The following is a 17846-nucleotide window of genomic DNA, read 5'->3' as shown; positions in this document are numbered from 1 at the left end:
GGGGGAGTTCGTCAAACAAGCACCAAAAGTAAAAACGAGGAACTCTATCTTTTGAAATGACTAAATTCCTGAAACATATCGCATTGGAAGGAAAAGGACTTTCCCTTGGTTATTTTCACCAAAAAGCCAGAAAAGAAATCCTTCATGGTCTTAATTTCCAGCTCTTCAAAGGGGAACTAACCTGCCTTCTCGGCCCAAACGGTGTTGGGAAATCCACCCTGATCAAAGCTATTCTAGGTCAAATCAAACCTTGGCAAGGAGAGATTTTTCTAGGCAGTCAGGCCATTCAAAACCTGAAAACAGAAGACCTCGCCAAACAGATTTCTGTCGTTTTGACAGACCCTGTTTTCCCAGGAAATATGACTGTCGGGCAACTCGTAGCTTTGGGAAGAACCCCACATACGGCTTGGTCTGGAAAGCTCAGTGAAACTGATCGTGAGATTGTCGAAAAGGCTCTTTCAGACACCAAAATCCAATATCTCCGCGATGAGCGACTCAGCGAAATCAGCGATGGGCAACGTCAAAAAGCAATGATCGCCCGAGCTTTGGCACAAGACGGACAGCTTATGATTTTGGATGAGCCGACAGCTCATTTGGACTTAGTCAACCGTTTTGAAATCATGCAAGTCCTCCGGGAGATCGCTTCCCAAAAAGGAAAAGCAGTGCTCGTGGTCACCCACGATCTTGACATCGCTGTAGAGACTGCGGACCGGTTTTGGTTGCTGAATTGTGGGACACCCCTAATCTCAGGCAAGCCGGAAGACTTGATCATTTCCGGAGAAATCAATCAGTTGCTGCCGGGGGAAAAGTTTAAGTTCAGCGTCGAAAGAGGGAAATTGGAATTCGAGATTCGGGATTCGGGATTTGAAATTGAGGGACCTCAGGAATTGGTTTTTTGGGTAAAAAAAGCGTTGAGGAAGGCGGGGCTCAGTACATTTAAAGGAACGCTTACTATTCAAAGATCTCCATTTTCCATTCGCCTAGGTGAAGCCCAATTTGATACAATCGAAGCACTAATCCATTTTTTGGAAAAATCAGAGTAAAATGGCTCAAAAGAAAAAACACCGACTTCAGCTTGGGGAGTGTCGAGGTTTTATTCTCAAGTTCAATTGCAGTTACATGGTTTTTGATTTTGGGTGAAATTCACCTTCAAGGAATTGGTCTCAAGCTCCTGCTTAGGGTCGCCAGATGAAAACTTACTCGGGATCCCCTAGTAATTTCTTTCCAAGTATTTAGATTCATCTTATTTTTGGTTGATATGCAATCTAATCGATAGTAAAAAGCAAATAAGTTGATCCTTAGACTCCTGATTTGACTGGGCGAACCAAATCGAGTTGAGGCACTTATAAGTTGAGAACAGAGGAAATGTTAGCACTTTACCCAACGGAAAAAGAAAAATAAATCCTAACCTTGTTTCAAATTGATTTCCATCAAATTAGCAAAATCTATTTACTAAAATGAGCAGAGAAGAAGTGGATCTTGCGGTAGGAAAAGGACTGAAATTTCTTCGAGCTAAACAATTGTCAGACGGGGGCTTTGAATGCCTTTTTTCACAATCTGAAAATTGTGTGAATGACGCTCTCGAAGAATTTAATGAGGGTGATAAAAAGTCCAGTGTCGTAGTAGAAACCCACTCAATTTTCCCTGCAACCCTAATTGGCCACTCGCTCTTTTTTTTGAAAGAAAATCAAGAGGCAAAGAATATTTTAGATCGGATAGCAGATTTTCTTGTATCAAACAGGAATCCCTATGGAATATGGAGGCATTATACTCCAGCACATCAATATGAACATTTTATCCCCAATGACTTGGATAATTCGTCCATGGCTTCTTTACTGTTGAAAAATCTTGGGGTGACAAGCCCAGATAATCGCAGCCTTTTCCTTTCCAATCGTTCCCCAGACGGCCACTTTTATACTTGGATTACATTACGGTTACAGTGGAATTCCAACCCAAACTACTGGAAGTCCTTGTGGAGAGAATTCAGACATCCTATCGGTCAATATTTTTTCTGGAAAATAATGCCTTGTGCCAAAAATGATATTGATGCAGTAGTAAATTCTAATGTTTTGAATTATCTAGGTGAAAGCAAGGAGACTGAGCCTGTTGTTGATTTTATAAAGAAAGTAATCGAGCAAGGAAAAGAAGAGACCTGCGACAAATGGTACGGGAGACCCATCTTGGTTTATTATTTCTTTAGTAAAAACATGTCCTCAGAAAATAGTAAGCTCAGGGCTTTGAAGCCAATACTGAGAAACAAAATTTTAGCAAATTTGAAGGGAGACGGATCTTTTTTTGACAGCGTTTTAGACACCTCGTTAGCAATAATTGCATTAGAAAATTTGGGCTATTACGATGATATCCCAACGCTCTCTGTTCGTTTTCTACTTGATTCACAGCAAACAGCAGGTTCTTGGGCCAAATGGACAATCTATTACGGTAAGCCTGATCGAACAGCGAGTTTTGGAGGGGAAGAAATAACTACAGGATATGCGCTTGAGGCCCTTTTTCGATTGAAGAAAGATTTTTTCACTAAAGAAAAAGGTTCTGAAAGCCAATGAATGCACCCAATTTTACCAGATCACATGATTGGTGGGAACCAAAAATGACCTTGATTATTTCCATGGGGCTTTTGCCCATCTACCTGTATAGTACTAGTTCTCCCACAGATGGACTTCTCTTTTTGCTGCTACTTATTTGTTCCACTGTTTTTGGAGCAGTCTACGTTAGTTTGATCAATGATTTCACAGATTTGGAGGAAGACTTGAAGGCAGGAAAAAAGAATCGGCTTCAGAATTTTTCTTCCAGTATGCGAATCGCACTTATTTCTGTCTCAGTCATTGGGATAGTTCTATTTATTTATTTGTTCTCGTCCTATCCGGTAGGTCTTAGTTTTCTGATTGCATCTTGGATAGTATACACCCTTTATTCTTTTCCTCCCGTTCGCCTAAAAGCGAGAAGAGGTTGGGGAGTTTTGGCGGATTCATTAGGGGCTCATGTATTTCCATCTATGGGAATATTTGCCATAGTTTCTGATTTTCTTGTACAGTCAGTGGATTGGTATGCCCTGACATTGATAGGGCTGTGGAGTTTATTTTATGGATTTAGAGGTATCCTGGGACATCAATATTTGGATCGCAAACATGATGAAATGGTAGGGCTTCAGACATTTGCCACTCAATTTTCCTTCCAAAAGATGAAAAGAATTGAACTCCCCCTGTTTTTGGTTGAGTTATTTTTACTTTTTGGAATTCTGCTTTACTTCCAACTTTCTCCCCTGCTGTTCCTGCTGGGAATTTACTTTTTGTACATCCTGATTTTAAAATTGCGAGTAGGAATTCAATTAGTCCTGGTTCTTCATCCCGATCAGCCCACTTGGAATATTTTGATGGCCAGTTATTATCAGGTATTTCTTCCTGTGGGTCTTATCTGTCTTTTGGCCATGAATCACCCATGGGTTTATCTTTTGGTTTCAATTTTTATTTTACTCTTCCCAAATGAAATCCTACGGAATGTAGCCTTTCTTAGAAGTCTATTTAGTCCAGTTGAGCCCAAAGAATTATGAAGGTTTTGGATATTATATTTTCGATCGGAGGGGCTTTATTTGTCTTTTTTGGTTTGTTGGGATTGGGAAATCTACTGATCTCCCAAACTAGGCTAAACTTACCTGACGGACATGGTAAAGTAGCCGTCGGTTTTGGCTTATTTTACTCTTTGTTCTTGGTTTATTCGCTTCTATTTCCGCCTTCTCTCGTTTGGTATGCTTGCCTTTTGACGTTCCTTATTGCCATCGTATCACAGCGAAAATTTATTTTGGCCAATTTATCAAGGGTTCAATGGAAAGACCCCTTTATAGGCATACTCATCCTTCTTTTTTTACCATACCTTTTTCGATATTTCGGACCTCCTGTCAATGATGATGGCTTGAGTTTTTATCTACCCAATGTGGCTTGGATTTTCTCTAAAGGACTCGAGTTTAATCCCTATTTGACTAATTTCACCACCATGCCTCTTGGGATTGAATACTTGTTCACCATTCCATTTGGTTTTACTGGCATTTCAGGCATTCATTCACTTGATGCATTAGGTGCTTTCGCCTTAATTCACCTGCTGTATTCCATTGGAAAGTATTTTTTCTCTGTCCAAATGGCAAGAGTACTTGTTCTCTCAGCTCTTTTAATCAAGGGAACCTTGTTTTTTGTTTTTGCAAGTGGGAAAATTGACACTTGGAATACCTACATCATTATGACAGGTATAGTTCTTTTTATAAAGAGCGTCCACAGCAGAAAGATCACAGGAGTATTTCTGATTTTTTCTATTGCTTTGGGAATAAAGTACACCAATTGGCTTCTCCTGCTTTTGCCACTAGGTTATCTTTTATATCTTATATATCAGAGAGAAAAATTCCGGAAAGTTGCATTCTTATCATTGGTTCCACTGTTTTTTGCCGGCTCAGTGATGGTCAAAAATCAGATCCATGTTAATAATCCTTTGGCACCGATTATTTACACCGGAACTGAATCCAGATATATTGAAAATCATGGAGAAATCCCAATGCAGGCAATGGATGAAAATCTGGAATCAAAAGGGGGAGCCATCCTGTCTTTTCTATATCAATTACCACGGGGGATATATCCCCTAGGGTTCTTCCTGTTCGTCTTGATAATACTCTGGAATGCTCGGAGGAGAAAAGTCGAAATCTCAACAGAATTAGTTCAGAGTTCTATTCTAGTCCTATTAATGGTTTTGCCATGGTTTATTATCTTGGGCGTTTCAAATCAACCCCTTCGATATATTTGGGCACCTTTGCTTTTGGGATTGGTGATTTTACTGAAAGTCATAGAAGAGTTACTTCGCTCCAAAACCAAAGTTCTTATACTCTTCCAAAAGATTGCTATTGGGTTATTAAGCGTAGCTGCGATGACAATTATTTATACCAAACACAGTTTTTACATTGTGGATTTTTTCAAGTTGCCCAATAAAAGTTTGCCGGAATGGTATAGTCTTGCAGATAAAAATCATTATGCCATCAGTTATCGGTTTAAGGAATTGGGACTTCATCATCAAAATGTCCACTATCAGGAACCAGTCGCATTGGGAGCTTTTGATGTGGAGGATTATGGAAATATTCCCGACCAGGAGGAATTGACAAGAATGAAATCATACCCTGATCTGCGGGGAGATTTTGTATTGAGTAGGGGAAAAGAAAAGTTGGATAGCCTCCAAAAAGAGGACATTCTTGTGCAGTATGGAGATTATTTTATTTACAAATTAAGGAAATAAGGTCTATGCGGATTTTGGTTGTAAGTATCAATGTTGCCGCTTGGGGTGGAAGTGAAGAGCTTTGGAAGACACTTGCTCTGAAAGGCCTTCAAACAGGAAATGAGGTAATGGTTTCTGTTTTTGAGCATACGTCCTTGAATCAAAATATTACAGAGTTAATCGAAAAAGGTGGAATTCTTCATCAAAGGCCTTTGCCTTCCTATTTTAAGGAGCAACCTTTTTTCCGCAGAGCAATTTCGGAACTCAAATTTCAACTCGGGATGGATAAAACCTCCTTGGACTGGAAAGCTGTTCAGTCCTGGAAGCCTGAGGCAGTGGTAATCTCCAGCGGGGAGACTTTTGACCACTATTTGCACCATCAATCTTATCTTATTAATTACTGCAAAAAAAATCGAATTCCTTATTATCTCATTTCTCAACGCAATTGGGAATGGGGTATCGATATGGAGAACGGTTTCAGAGAATCAAGAAAGCGCTTGATTGAGGACAGTCAAGGCATTTTTTTTGTGTCTTACCAGAATTATAAAATGGCTTGTATGCAGTTGGCGATGGCTATTCCCAACGCAAGGATCATCCAAAATCCGCTAAAAGTCAATTTAAATATTCATCAGCCTTATCCCCAATCCATCATCCCAAAAATGGCCTACGTTGCACGTCTTCAGGCATCTATCAAGGGACAGGATTTGGTTTTGCAGGCACTTTCTGCTCCGAGTTTTAGAGCTCTTGGATTTGAGCTTACTTTTTTTGGTTCGGGTCCTGATGAAAAGCACTTGAAGGATTTGATCGAATATTATGGCTTAGGGAAAAAGGTTTTTTTTGGAGGACATGTAGCCGATGTCAGTCAAATTTGGCAAAGCCATCACTTATTGGTGCTCTGTAGTCTTGCAGAAGGTACTCCCTTGAGTTTGATTGAAGCGATGGCCTCTGGTAGATCTGCCCTTGTTTCTCCGGTAGGTGATTCATCCTACTGGCTGGCAAACTATGGCTATGTAACTGCAAGCCAAAGTGTTGAAAATATTCAATTGGCTTTTATGCAAGCATTGAATGATTTTCAAAATTGGGAAACCCTGGGGCAACTATGTAAACGAAGAGTTTTAGAAAAAAGGAATCCTGACGAGGTCGAGGAATTGCTTGAATGTCTATTGGGAAATAGAAATTTGGAAAATACAGGGCTGGACCCGGAAGAATTTCTTTCAAAGATGATGAATTAGCAAATTATGTTTTGGCTTCAAGGAAACCCCAAGCCACACAAATTTGAGAAAGAATTAAACAGAAACTGAGAGCTAGCTTACTCGGAAAAAGTTTTCCTTTCAGGGTGAATGGATAAAGGAATAGTTTTTTGTAAAAACTCAATTTAGGTTTTCTACTAATTCTGATCTCCTGGCTATTCGCAGATTCTCGGAATAATACCGCTGCCCTCCCGTATTTTTTATGAAGTTTTATGAATTTCTTAAGATCCATAAAGTGGTCATGTTCTACGATGATCTGAGGATCAAAAATTAATTTCATTCCATTTTTCTTCAACCGAACACAAAACTCTCTATCCTCCCCAGCAGAAGTTGAGAAAGAGTTATTGAATCCCCCAAATCGATCAAAATCTGATTTATACAAAGAGAAATTGTTTGAAGTAAAAAATTGATCCACAGTGTCTTTTTGAAATTGATACAAAAAATCAATCAGCAGCTGATTACTCTCCGAGAAAAGGTTATCGGTATAGCTATTTATTACCTTTCCTCCGGTAATGATTCCTTCCTTGCCGACCTTCAAAATATTTTCCAGCCAAGAGGAATTGGCCCGACAATCGTCATCCAAGAAAGTGATAATTTCAGAGTTTGCTATCGAAACTCCCAGGTTTCTTGCTCTGGCCGGCCCAGCATTCTCTTGTCTCACACAGCTGAAATTCTCAGGAAAGTTTGATACAATTGCCTCAATATCACAGCCCCCATCATTGACCACTACTACTTCCCAAAGTGAGGGACTCAGCGTTTGGAGTTGTAGGGACTTAAGGCAAAACTTAAGTGAATCGGGGCGGTTGTAAGTGGGTATAATTACTGCTATGGCAGGCATACTGCTGAAATTAGGAATCTGATTAAACTAATTTAAAAATCATTTCTTCTTGGAATGATTTCAATCTCCAAATCACCTTTGAAATTTGACAAAAGTGCTAAGAAAATGGCTGGGAAAAGGAGCTTCCCACTTATTCAAACTACCTTTCAACATGGAATTGAGTGTAATCATCCCAGTCAAAGAAAATGATGAAACGATTGGCAAGTGCCTGAAGGCTGTATTTGCAAGCTATCCATGTGATTTTGAAGTTTTGGTCATATTGGATGGTTGGGAATCGGAAGATTTTTTTTCGCCATGGAAAGGAAATACCCGCTTAAAGATTATTTCAGTACCAAAATGTGGTCCGGCAGCCTGTAGAAATTACGGGGTGAAAATGGCCAGAGGAGAATGGATATCTTTCGTAGACTCCGATGTTTTGATTTACGAAAATACACTTTCCATAGCCTTGCAACGCGCCAAAGCATCCTCGGAGGATGGGCTAATTGGTTCATATGACAGATTTCCTCCTGCTCCGGGCTTTGTCTCAAAGTTCAGAAATCTGCTTCACCACCATCATCATCAAAAAAACCATCTTCAAAAGAGCGTTTTTTGGGGTGCATTTTCTTTAATAAGAAAAAGGGTATTTGATGAGGTGGGAGGATTTGATGAAAATTTTGAAATGCCGAGTATAGAAGATGTTGAATTAGGGATTAGGATAGCCAAGCAGGGATTTATCGTTCGGATTCAAGCTGATATTCAGGTAAAACACCTGAAAGAATGGACGTTTTACAATTGGATGAAAACAGATATTTTTTTGAGAGCAAAACCTTGGACTGTTCTTATTTTCAAAACTGGAAAAAGGGCAGGAAATCATCTGAACACAAACAATGAGGAAAAAATCAGCGCTATCCTTTCTTTGGCTACTTGGGGACTTATTTTTGGAGGGTTCTTTTTGAATTGGCTATGGTTTTTTGTTCCATTAATAGCTTTTTCATTTATCCTTTCCCAATTCAGTTTCTATCGATTTTCGAAACAAAATTTCAGTTTTTTACCTTTGGTAGTTTTACTTCATCAAGTCTATTACATTTTTGCCATGATAGGCTTTTTTTTAGGCTGCATAGATTATACTAGACAAAAATGCATCCCCCTTATGACAACTAATTGATGTTATTTTAGAATCCAGTATTAGTTTTAAAGTTGACTTATTGATTAAAATAATTAATGAACAAGAAAAAGGTTATCATTATCGGTGCTGGTCCGGCAGGTTTAACCGCTGCATACGAATTGTCAAAAACTGGAAAATATGACATCACCGTACTTGAAGCTGATAATCAGGTGGGGGGAATAAGTAAGACGGTCAATCATCAAGGTAATTTGATTGATATTGGGGGGCATAGATTTTTTTCAAAGTCGCAAAAAGTCTTGAATTGGTGGGCCAAATTCCTCCCAATTCTGGATACAACCCATCATCTTGAGATTGGGTATCATTCCAAAACCCAAAATTTGGATGAAATTCTCCGTAAAAATTCGGAGGGTGCAATGCTCGTCCGAAAAAGGAAGTCCAGAATTTATTTTAATAAAAAATTATTTGAATATCCTTTAAAATTAAACCCTCAATTGTTGCTCAATTTGGGTATTTTGAAGTCTTACAGGATTGTAAAAGGAATTATTTATGCAAGAATTTTTCCCATAAAAAATGAGCGCAATCTGGAGGACTTTTTCATCAATAATTTTGGGAAAGAGCTCTATCACACTTTTTTTAAGGATTACACCGAAAAAGTGTGGGGAAAACCCTGCACAGACCTAAGCTCTGAATGGGGCAGGCAACGAATTAAAAGCTTGAAGATTAGGGATTTGGTCAAGCACAGTGCCCAGAAAATTTTAATTCCGCGGAAATACCAAAATGCGTCAGCCCGTACCCTGATAGAGAAGTTTTTATATCCTGCAAAAGGTCCTGGTATGCTTTGGGAAAAAGTAGCGGCTGCCTGCATGGATTCAGGAGTTGTGTTCCTGTTTCAAGCCAAGCTTTCCAAGCTTCATATTGAGGATGGACTTGTAACCAAAGTAAGTTACCAGACATCCCAAAATCCGGAAAATGTATTGGATTGTGATGCGGTATTTAGTACCATGCCGATCAAAAACCTGATTCATACGATTCAGGATGAGGTCCCTATAGAAGTAGCCAAGATTGCCCAAGAATTAGAATACCGAGATTTCCTGATTGTTGGGTTGGAACTCAAAACTCTTAAGATTGAGCAGGAGAAGGGTAAGCTGATCAAGGATAATTGGTTGTACATCCAAGATGGGGGAGTTAAAGTTGGCAGGCTTCAGATTTTTAATAATTGGAGCCCTTTCATGGCACCTGCAAATAATATTTGGATCGGAGCCGAATATTTTTGCCAGCACACTGATGAACTATGGAATATGTCCGATGAAAAAATAATAGACTTTGCCCTGACGGAACTTTCCACAATAGGCGTTTTGGACAAAAAACAATTTTTGTCGGGCAAGGTAGTTCGCTGTCCCAAAGCCTATCCCACCTATTCGGGAAGCTATCATCATTTGAATCAGGTCATTGATTATCTGGACACGAAAAAAAACCTGTTTCCCATGGGGAGAAACGGACTCCATAAATACAATAATCAAGATCACTCGATGCTGACTGCATTCAAAGCGGTTGAGCTTTTTGAAAGGGGAGAGATGTCTAAAATGGAAATATGGGCCATCAATTCCGATGATGAATATCTTGGGTAAAGAATTTAATTTTAGAACGAACAGGGAGAGCTAAAAGGCCAATCCATTTCGCCTAAATCCACCTAATTTCTGACAGGGGGATCCATTTGCAGCCACTGAGCCTTCCAAGTAAATACAAAAGCACTAGCTTATCTCCGTGACCTTGAAAAAGGCCTGAAATGTCTCTCACAATAGCGTTCCAGTTAGAAGCCTGAATCACAATAACCTTTTTCTCCGCGAACTTTGTGGTGAAAAATCTCCTTTTCTCTGCGATCTCTGTGGTGAAAATCTTTTTGGTAAACAGCACCTTATCAACTATTTTGCTTTGCAGTGTGATTTTTTGCCTGCCAACCCAAAAAAACCAAACCTATGAAGCACCCTATTCTAGCCCTGGCTACACTCAGCCTCCTGATTTTTTCCTGCGAAAAACCCATTCCCCAACTCACGGCAGAAGAATATGCCGCCCTCACCGACGAACAAAAACGCTCCGTGGAACATGCCCTCGATGGCATCGACCTGATGGACGACCGACTGCAGCTGACACTTTTCGCATCCGAACCCATGATGACCAATCCTACCAATATGGACATCGACGACCGGGGAAGGATTTGGATCACGGAGGCCTACAACTACCGCACACAACTCAACCCGAAAAATCCAACCAAAGCCGAAGGTGATCGAATCTTAATCTTGGAAGATACCGACGGAGACGGCAAAGCTGATAAATCCACCGTTTTCTATCAGGGAACTGATATCAATGCCGCTTTGGGTATCGCCGTTTTTGGCAATAAAATCTTCGTTTCGGTCAGCCCCAATGTCTTTGTCTTCACGGACGAAAACGGGGACGACGTGCCGGACAGCAAGGAAGTCCTCTTCACCGGAGTCGGTGGCGTGCAGCACGATCACGGCATGCATGCCTTCACCTTCGCTGCTGATGGCAAGCTCTATTTTAACTATGGAAATGAAGGCAAAGGCCTGCACAAAGGTGATGGCACTCCCCTACTTGACCCGATGGGCCGACCGATCAATTCCGATACAGCACCCTATCAGGAAGGAATGGTTTTCCGCTGCGATCCGGACGGAAGCAATGTCGAGATCCTGGGCTGGAACTTTCGAAACAACTACGAAGTGGCCGTGGACAGCTACGGACGCATGTGGCAAAGTGACAACGACGACGATGGCAACCGCTCCACGCGGATCAACTTTGTGATGGACTATGGCAACTACGGCTTCAAAGACGAAATGACCAAGTCCGACTGGAGAACCCGCCGCATCAATATGGAGGACTCCGTCTGGCAGCAGCACTGGCACTTGAATGATCCCGGTGTCGTACCCAACTTGGTTCAAAACTATGCAGGTTCGCCGACGGGAATCCTCGTCTACGAAGGAAAACTCCTCCCTGCCGAATACCAAAATCAAGTCATTCACGCCGATGCCGGACCGAATGTGATTCGTATGTATCCGGTGGAAACCTCCGGTGCCGGGTTTACTGGAAGCGTCACCCCGATCCTCGACGGTAACAAACGAGACAATTGGTTTCGCCCTTCCGATGTGACTGTGGCACCTGACGGTTCGGTCTTCGTCTCCGACTGGTACGATCCGGGCGTGGGCGGGCATGCCGTAGGCGATCTGGATAAGGGCCGGGTTTTCCGATTGGCTCCCAAAAAGTCAAAATACAAGGTTTCCGCTCCTGACTATTCCTCCATCGAATCACTGATCGAGTTGGTTCAGAATCCCAACCGGGCCATTCATTTCAAGGCCTTTATGGCTTTGAAGGAAAAAGGAGCCGAAGCAACAGAAGCTTTAGAAAAACTCTACGAATCCGAAGACTCCCGCATGAAAGCCCGTGCGTTTTGGTTGCTGACCAAGCTGCCAAATGGCAACGAATACATCCAAAAAGCCGCAGCCGATTCGGATGAAAATATCCGTGTGGCCGCTGTTCGTGCTTCCCGAATCAACGGAATGAAAGATTCCAACTTCCTGCTGACAATGGCTGCAGATCCTTCCGCTCAGATCAGACGGGAAGTGGCTGTGGCGATCCGCTACGAGGATCAGCCTGCCGTCTGGCAAAAGCTCACAGAATCTTACAAATCTGGCGACCGCTGGTACTTGGAGGCACTGGGGATCGCGGCAGAATACCGATGGGACAGCTATCTGCCTGCCTATTTGGAGAAAGCGGGAGCAAACTGGGCTACATCCCCCGAAGCCAAAGACCTCGTCTGGAGATCCAGATCTGCGAAAACTCCCGAACTACTCGAGCAAATGATCTTGGCAGAAAACAGCCCGACCGATCTTCGCTACTACCGGGCGCTTGACTTCCAAAATGCCGATCTGAAAAACCAGACGCTCAAAAACTTGCTTGCCAAAGGCCAAAATGAAGATCAGGTGATCATTCTTCGCCAAGCTGCTTTCGATACCAAAAAGCCGGATGCCACCCTGCTCAACCTTGCAAAAGCCAAGTCCGGTGAAATCACCGACGATCAGGATTTCCTCGATATCGTCCGCAAATACCAACTCAAAGACCAAAAGGATCGACTGCTAAGCATCGTTTATCAGGAGAACAATAACAGACAAGCCAGTGCCGCAGCTGGAATCTTCACCAGCCTCTATGGACTGGGAGAAGTGGAAAAAGCGATGAAGGATGCGGATCAAACCAAGGCCATCGCCGCCATCCGCAAGTTTGGCGTGGTGGATAATACCGAAATGGCGATGCTGTTGAGTAAATTCTGGAATGATGCAAATGCACCCCTAGCCATCCGCACCGCTGCTATGGAAGAAATGAAAGGCTATCAGTCTGAGGGAGCACTTTGGGAATTTGCCAAAGTGGATAAGATTCCTTCTGAGCTCCTGCCTATCGCTCAGAAAATCCTGATGTCCACCTGGAACTCCAATATCCGTCAGCTTGCCACCGAGAAATATGGCAGCAGCATGGACAGCAATTATGACATTTCAAAGATGCTAGCAGCTACTGGAAATATCGAGAAAGGTAAGGTCATCGCTACCGGATACTGCACGGCTTGCCATAAAATCGGAACCGAAGGCATCGACTTCGGACCGGCCCTGACACAGATCGGCAGCAAACTCAGCAAGGAAGCTTTGATTAACTCCATCATCAATCCATCCGAAGGCATGGGCTTCGGCTACGAAACCCAAGTGGTCAAATTCAAAGACGGCAAAGAAATCCGCTGCATCGTCAACTCCAAGACCGAAAACGACCTGATCGTGAAGCTGGTCGGCATGGGCGAACAAACCATCTACAAGCTAGCCGACATCGAATCCATCACCCAATCCAACGAATCCCTAATGCCTAAATTTCCACTCAGCGAAGAAGAATTGGTGGATTTAGTGAGTTATTTGGAGGGTTTGGGGAAGTGAAGGACATAAGCCAATTAGAAATTGGTTTGAATATTTGGGTGTAGTTACAAACTACACCCAGTCCTAACGCAAATTGACTACTCCCTGCATTACAATTAAGGATATTTAAATTAAACTTTGAAAAGCACTATGACGGAATTGGAAAAAATTCAAAAGAGAAGGAAATCAATGATTTTCACGATACTTATCACCTTAGTAATTGTCATCAATTCAGCATTTTTCATTTACAAATACTATCCAATTCAAAAGGATATACCCGAAATAAGTCAAAATGTTTTTGAAAAGATTTTGAAAAATCAGGATATTAAAGAAATTAACATACTAAAAAATGAATCTATAATTTATTTGAACCTAAATCCAAATTCAATAGAGAAATATTCAAAAGAATTGAAATTAAAAATTTCAAATAAAGACCCTCATCTTCAAATGTCAGTAACAACAGTTAACATGTTCATGAAAAACTTTGACAAAACATTTAATGCCACAAAATTGGATGAAAAGCCAAATATCAACGAAATTGAAATAAATTTTCCAAGGAACTATTTTCTTCCTCTAATTTACTTTTTTGAAGTATTGATTATTTCCCTTTTAATCATATTCAACTTCATTCCAAGTTTTATCTCAACAAAAAAAACCTTCTTCAATCAGATCTTTGTTTTAAACTTATTCTTAGGCTGGACCATAATAGGTTGGATCATCGCTCTTATTTGGAGCCTAAAAAATGAATAGAAAATCAAATTAAAAAATCACTGTAAAATTAAAATTGGTTGATTCACTAACTTCAGCTCAAACCAAGTAGTACCTTTGCAATTTCCTTATTTGTTACCCCTATAGTATCATTAAATATTCTTGATTTTATTTCTTTGCTTAAATCTTCTGCCCTTAATATTTCAGAATGATTTAAGCCTGAACTATAAATATTCCTATCGAACTCATGTAGTAGAACTTCCCCATTATCATATAGAGTATAATCATCATCTAAACCACCTATGCATTTATTGGAAACTGAAATAATATTCATAAAACTTGATTTTTTTAATTTTACAAATTAATCAATTATACTAAAAACATGTCCAGTATCACTTAACCCACCTTTAAAGGTTACTTTTTTAAATTCAAGTTTTTGTAAAATCTCTTTTATGTTTTCATATCCTTCTAACTTTCCTTTGTTGTCATAAAATTGAAGTCCAATTAATACCAAATGATCATTGTTTTCATTCTGTAGTTTTACATCAATATTCTCTATCCAAGCCTCTTTATTGAAAATATTGAAAAAACTTCGTCTCATATTTTTCCTAATTTTTTGTATTGAATTTTGACAACTTGAGATACTTTTTACATCAAATCCCATTACTTTTTTATCCTGTTCATTAATTTCGCTTATTAATTTCAATTTTTCCAAATCTACTAAGATCTCATCCTGAGAAAGCCAATTACTTTTTCCATTACACAATGATGATGAAATAACAATATTTACATTTTGCTGATAAAAATTTGCGTTTTCTATTGAATCTATAGAAGAAAGATTTACGTTTAAGGCACGCTGCGCACTATCTCTATATAGTATAAGTTTTGAAGAATATAATATTAAGCTATCTATTTCATTAGAACTTCCATTTTTTGCTTTATATTCATCAAGAATTTTAATAGCTCTTTCAAAATCAGCTGTTGAAATTGCACCTTTAGCCCTTTTTATATTCTTGTCGTATTCTTCAGTGCTCCGATCACAAGATGAATAAAATAATACTGATAGTAAAAACATGAATCTTAAGAGTAAGATAGAGGAGTTTTTCTTCTTCATTATATCAAATTGATTTATGGCTCGAATCTTTATGTATGATTTCTAAAAATCTTGATTGACCAATTAATAAGATTCATTTCTTAAATAGGCTTTCCAATCTAGCTACCATCTCATCCTTTTCCTTGAGCATTCGCTCGTAGAGAGCTATTTTTTCTTCGTGTAATTTGATTATCTGATCGAGAGGATTGATAGAGGAATTATAAAAAACAGATGCAGGCTGATTACAATGCTCAAAGGTGTTGGATATAATATTAATTGCTTGATCTTCATCGAAATTCTTAAATGCTTCCACTGGAATTCTCAAAATTTCACCAACCTGTCTCAAAAGCTCCTCCTCCACTTCTTCCTTCTGCTCCAGCAGGCTGATCTTTTTCTGGGACCAGTCCTCTCCGAGTTCGTGGGCCAAGGCCTCCTGCTTGATGCCCATCATCTCCCGGAATCGCTTGATGTTTCTGCCGTGGTGGATCTTTTCGTTCATAGTCTGGATGATTAGAAAGGGAAATTAAGAAATTCTTCGATTAGTCGTTGGACTAAATTATTCCTTAGCACTGAGATCAGCAAGCGAATCGGTGGATTGGTTACTTTTTCCTGACAAAAAATGTCGGCGTTGCGTGATTAGCTATTGTAAAATGGGATATTCTTAATATCGGCCATGCCTACGGCATTTTGGAAAACCAATACTAAACCATTATCCCAGCCATTAAAATGACTGGCTAAATAATCGGTCATGCCTACGGCATTGGTTTACAATTAATTCCCCGACATGCTTCCTTAAAGCTGGCGGGACTGGCTGCTCGCTGGATTTGTCCACCGGAAAATTTTTCTTTACAGTCCCGTAGGGACGACCCATTTCCTAGCCAGAGGTTTTAACCTCTGGATTTAGGTTCGACAATAAATTCTGGCAAAGTCCCATCGGGACGGCCGATATTTTTTACAGACAAACAATTAATCAAAATTGAATCTCAGCTGCAAATATCGGCCATGCCAACGGCATTTTGGAAAACCGATGCTTAACCATTATTCCAGCCATTGATGGTTCGACTTCGCTCACCAACCATGGCTGGCTATAGGATCAGTCATGCCTGTCTGCCGAACAGGCAGGCCTATGGCATTGTTTCCAAACAATATCCCGTCCTCCAACGTCGATGCTCGCTGGATTTGTCCTTCGAGTAATTTTCCTTCACAGTCCCGTAGGGATGACCCATCCCACCTGAGCGTAGTCTACTTTTTTCTCGATTAGTGACCGCATGAGCGTTGGACTGAGCGTAGTTTGCAACTACGCTCGACTATTCAAACGAATTTGTAATTCGCTCAAAACAACTAATAATCTGACATTTAGCCAATTAAAAATCGATCAGGATATTTGGGTAGGACAAGGCGTTGATAAACAACCCTACGCGTCGGGTTGTTTGCCTTGGGCCGGTTTGCAGGGTGGACAAACTACACCCAAAATCTACAACAACATTAATCACTGAGGCAGAAAGATTCTTTCGACAGTGGGAACCAAAATTATAGAACATATTAATCTTGATAAGCAGTCAATACTCCATTGTCAAAGTAGAGATATCTTGAACCATAAACCCACTGTTCCTTTGTTCCATATCCTGTCACAGTCCTATTTATTCTTTCTGGAGATCCAATACTGAGAGCAGCCATTGAAGTAGTCATGCCAATCCAGATTTTTCTATCAATAATTTTTTGTGCCTCAACTTCAGGATACACAGCCTTTATTTTCTTTATTCGGTCTTGAGCCAGTTGTTGCTGTCTTAATTGATTTTGTTTTCTTCGGGAATCTTCCCCACCTGGGCGTAGTCAACTCCCCCACCTGAGCGTAGTCTACTTACTCCTGAGCAAAGTCCCAACCTGGGTGTAGTTTGACGCTGGCCTAGGCGTAGTTTGAAACTACGCCTTCATATCCAAACGAATTTGAAATTCGCATATTGAATTTTTAACTTAAACTTATGGGTGAAGCGTATCAGATCAGGGACCAAGAAATCGAGCCTAAAGAAAAGTTCACGAATTGGGAAAATTGTTGTCATGCGAGATTCCATGTGGCCATTGAAAACCAAATAATAAACACATTAAATGCCTTATTTTTTGACTTTTCAGGTCGTTGGCTGGGCTGATGTCTTCACTCGGAAAATCTACCGGGATTTCATTCTTGAAAATTTAACCTATTCCCGAAAAGAGAAAGGACTGTATTTGTACGGCTTTTTGATCATGAGCAATCACATTCACCTGGTCGTTCAGCAAAAGGATAGGAAATTGTCGGATTGGGTACGGGATTTCAAGAAGTATACCAGCAAGAAACTGTTGAAACTGATTCTCGAAAATCCACAAGAAATTCCGCAAGAAAAATTCTTCCACCAGGGGATAATGATTTAGGGCATTCTCCCGATGAAAAATCGGGACGGGCTATCTGACCAATAAAAATCAAATTACAAACAGATGAAAGCAGAAGAGAATGGTATCCATCCGACGATCCCATATTTGAATTTAAGAGGTTTTAGGTAAGGCGGTATTCTTTCCAGTTGGAAGGGAGGAGCTGGTAAAGGTCTTTTTGTTTGTGGCTTTGAATTCTTTCAAAGACATCTTTGAGCCAGTCAAA

15 protein-coding genes are annotated in these 17846 nt (G+C 40.5%); 10 read left to right on the top strand and 5 right to left on the bottom strand.

The features are described from left to right. Positions 1-56: 56 nt before the first annotated feature. From Q8M62_RS04970 to Q8M62_RS04950, 5 genes are all read left to right on the top strand, one after another. On the top strand, positions 57-1043 hold the full coding sequence (locus Q8M62_RS04970; protein WP_304898943.1) for an ABC transporter ATP-binding protein: 987 nt from the start codon (positions 57-59) through the stop codon (positions 1041-1043). Between the two features lie 414 nt (positions 1044-1457). Continuing rightward, positions 1458-2561, top strand: a complete 1104-nt coding sequence (locus tag Q8M62_RS04965; protein WP_304898942.1) for a hypothetical protein — start codon at positions 1458-1460, stop codon at positions 2559-2561. 44 nt (positions 2562-2605) lie between these two features. Further along, positions 2606-3565: a UbiA family prenyltransferase gene (locus Q8M62_RS04960; RefSeq protein WP_304898941.1), complete on the top strand. Its 960-nt coding sequence runs from the start codon at positions 2606-2608 to the stop codon at positions 3563-3565. Then, positions 3562-5283, top strand: a complete 1722-nt coding sequence (locus Q8M62_RS04955; protein ID WP_304898940.1) for a hypothetical protein — start codon at positions 3562-3564, stop codon at positions 5281-5283. The genes Q8M62_RS04960 and Q8M62_RS04955 overlap by 4 nt, the downstream gene beginning before the upstream one ends. A gap of 5 nt (positions 5284-5288) precedes the next feature. Next, the gene (locus Q8M62_RS04950; RefSeq protein WP_304898939.1) at positions 5289-6494 is read left to right on the top strand and encodes a glycosyltransferase; all 1206 of its coding nucleotides are present in this window, start codon (positions 5289-5291) and stop codon (positions 6492-6494) included. Between the two features lie 4 nt (positions 6495-6498). Here Q8M62_RS04950 and Q8M62_RS04945 read toward each other — a convergent pair whose 3' ends face one another. Continuing rightward, entirely contained in the window at positions 6499-7350 is an 852-nt protein-coding gene (locus Q8M62_RS04945) for a glycosyltransferase family 2 protein (protein ID WP_304898938.1), read from the bottom strand. 151 nt (positions 7351-7501) lie between these two features. On the opposite strand from Q8M62_RS04945, the gene Q8M62_RS04940 reads away from it, so the two are divergent. The 4 genes from Q8M62_RS04940 to Q8M62_RS04925 all read left to right on the top strand — a co-directional run bounded on the left by Q8M62_RS04940 (position 7502) and on the right by Q8M62_RS04925 (position 14166). Then, entirely contained in the window at positions 7502-8494 is a 993-nt protein-coding gene (locus tag Q8M62_RS04940) for a glycosyltransferase family 2 protein (RefSeq protein WP_304898937.1), read from the top strand. 56 nt (positions 8495-8550) lie between these two features. Continuing rightward, positions 8551-10083: an NAD(P)/FAD-dependent oxidoreductase gene (locus tag Q8M62_RS04935; RefSeq protein WP_304898936.1), complete on the top strand. Its 1533-nt coding sequence runs from the start codon at positions 8551-8553 to the stop codon at positions 10081-10083. 348 nt (positions 10084-10431) lie between these two features. Beyond that, on the top strand, positions 10432-13437 hold the full coding sequence (locus tag Q8M62_RS04930) for a PVC-type heme-binding CxxCH protein (protein WP_304898935.1): 3006 nt from the start codon (positions 10432-10434) through the stop codon (positions 13435-13437). Between the two features lie 129 nt (positions 13438-13566). Further along, positions 13567-14166 (top strand): superinfection immunity protein, encoded by a 600-nt coding sequence (locus Q8M62_RS04925; RefSeq protein ID WP_304898934.1) that lies wholly within the window; start codon positions 13567-13569, stop codon positions 14164-14166. A 52-nt stretch (positions 14167-14218) separates the two neighbouring features. Here Q8M62_RS04925 and Q8M62_RS04920 read toward each other — a convergent pair whose 3' ends face one another. From Q8M62_RS04920 to Q8M62_RS04910, 3 genes are all read right to left on the bottom strand, one after another. Beyond that, positions 14219-14458, bottom strand: a complete 240-nt coding sequence (locus Q8M62_RS04920; RefSeq protein WP_304898933.1) for a hypothetical protein — start codon at positions 14456-14458, stop codon at positions 14219-14221. A gap of 27 nt (positions 14459-14485) precedes the next feature. Continuing rightward, positions 14486-15238 carry a hypothetical protein gene (locus Q8M62_RS04915; RefSeq protein WP_304898932.1) on the bottom strand — a complete coding sequence of 251 codons (753 nt, stop codon included), beginning with the start codon at positions 15236-15238 and terminating at the stop codon, positions 14486-14488. A gap of 73 nt (positions 15239-15311) precedes the next feature. After that, positions 15312-15716 (bottom strand): XRE family transcriptional regulator, encoded by a 405-nt coding sequence (locus Q8M62_RS04910; protein ID WP_304898931.1) that lies wholly within the window; start codon positions 15714-15716, stop codon positions 15312-15314. A gap of 1607 nt (positions 15717-17323) precedes the next feature. Between Q8M62_RS04910 and Q8M62_RS04905 the strand changes: the two genes are divergently transcribed. Continuing rightward, the gene (locus Q8M62_RS04905; RefSeq protein WP_304898930.1) at positions 17324-17623 is read left to right on the top strand and encodes a transposase; all 300 of its coding nucleotides are present in this window, start codon (positions 17324-17326) and stop codon (positions 17621-17623) included. 121 nt (positions 17624-17744) lie between these two features. Here Q8M62_RS04905 and Q8M62_RS04900 read toward each other — a convergent pair. Beyond that, positions 17745-17846, bottom strand: a 102-nt coding sequence (locus tag Q8M62_RS04900) for a transposase domain-containing protein (RefSeq protein WP_305668066.1), incomplete at its 5' end; no start/stop codon positions are given.

It is taken from the genome of Algoriphagus sp. (assembly GCF_030694375.1).
Taxonomy (GTDB): domain Bacteria; phylum Bacteroidota; class Bacteroidia; order Cytophagales; family Cyclobacteriaceae; genus Algoriphagus.
This window is presented reverse-complemented; position numbering and strand designations above follow the sequence as displayed.

Excerpts from the sequence above, each read along its gene's own strand:
- Q8M62_RS04970 (WP_304898943.1), top strand. The coding sequence starts at position 57 with ATGACTAAATTCCTGAAACATATCGCATTGGAAGGAAAAGGACTTTCC.
- Q8M62_RS04965 (WP_304898942.1), top strand. The coding sequence starts at position 1,458 with ATGAGCAGAGAAGAAGTGGATCTTGCGGTAGGAAAAGGACTGAAATTT.
- Q8M62_RS04960 (WP_304898941.1), top strand. The coding sequence starts at position 2,606 with ATGACCTTGATTATTTCCATGGGGCTTTTGCCCATCTACCTGTATAGT.
- Q8M62_RS04955 (WP_304898940.1), top strand. The coding sequence starts at position 3,562 with ATGAAGGTTTTGGATATTATATTTTCGATCGGAGGGGCTTTATTTGTC.
- Q8M62_RS04950 (WP_304898939.1), top strand. The coding sequence starts at position 5,289 with ATGCGGATTTTGGTTGTAAGTATCAATGTTGCCGCTTGGGGTGGAAGT.
- Q8M62_RS04945 (WP_304898938.1), bottom strand. The coding sequence starts at position 7,350 with ATGCCTGCCATAGCAGTAATTATACCCACTTACAACCGCCCCGATTCA.
- Q8M62_RS04940 (WP_304898937.1), top strand. The coding sequence starts at position 7,502 with ATGGAATTGAGTGTAATCATCCCAGTCAAAGAAAATGATGAAACGATT.
- Q8M62_RS04935 (WP_304898936.1), top strand. The coding sequence starts at position 8,551 with ATGAACAAGAAAAAGGTTATCATTATCGGTGCTGGTCCGGCAGGTTTA.
- Q8M62_RS04930 (WP_304898935.1), top strand. The coding sequence starts at position 10,432 with ATGAAGCACCCTATTCTAGCCCTGGCTACACTCAGCCTCCTGATTTTT.
- Q8M62_RS04925 (WP_304898934.1), top strand. The coding sequence starts at position 13,567 with ATGACGGAATTGGAAAAAATTCAAAAGAGAAGGAAATCAATGATTTTC.
- Q8M62_RS04920 (WP_304898933.1), bottom strand. The coding sequence starts at position 14,458 with ATGAATATTATTTCAGTTTCCAATAAATGCATAGGTGGTTTAGATGAT.
- Q8M62_RS04915 (WP_304898932.1), bottom strand. The coding sequence starts at position 15,238 with ATGAAGAAGAAAAACTCCTCTATCTTACTCTTAAGATTCATGTTTTTA.
- Q8M62_RS04910 (WP_304898931.1), bottom strand. The coding sequence starts at position 15,716 with ATGAACGAAAAGATCCACCACGGCAGAAACATCAAGCGATTCCGGGAG.
- Q8M62_RS04905 (WP_304898930.1), top strand. The coding sequence starts at position 17,324 with ATGCCTTATTTTTTGACTTTTCAGGTCGTTGGCTGGGCTGATGTCTTC.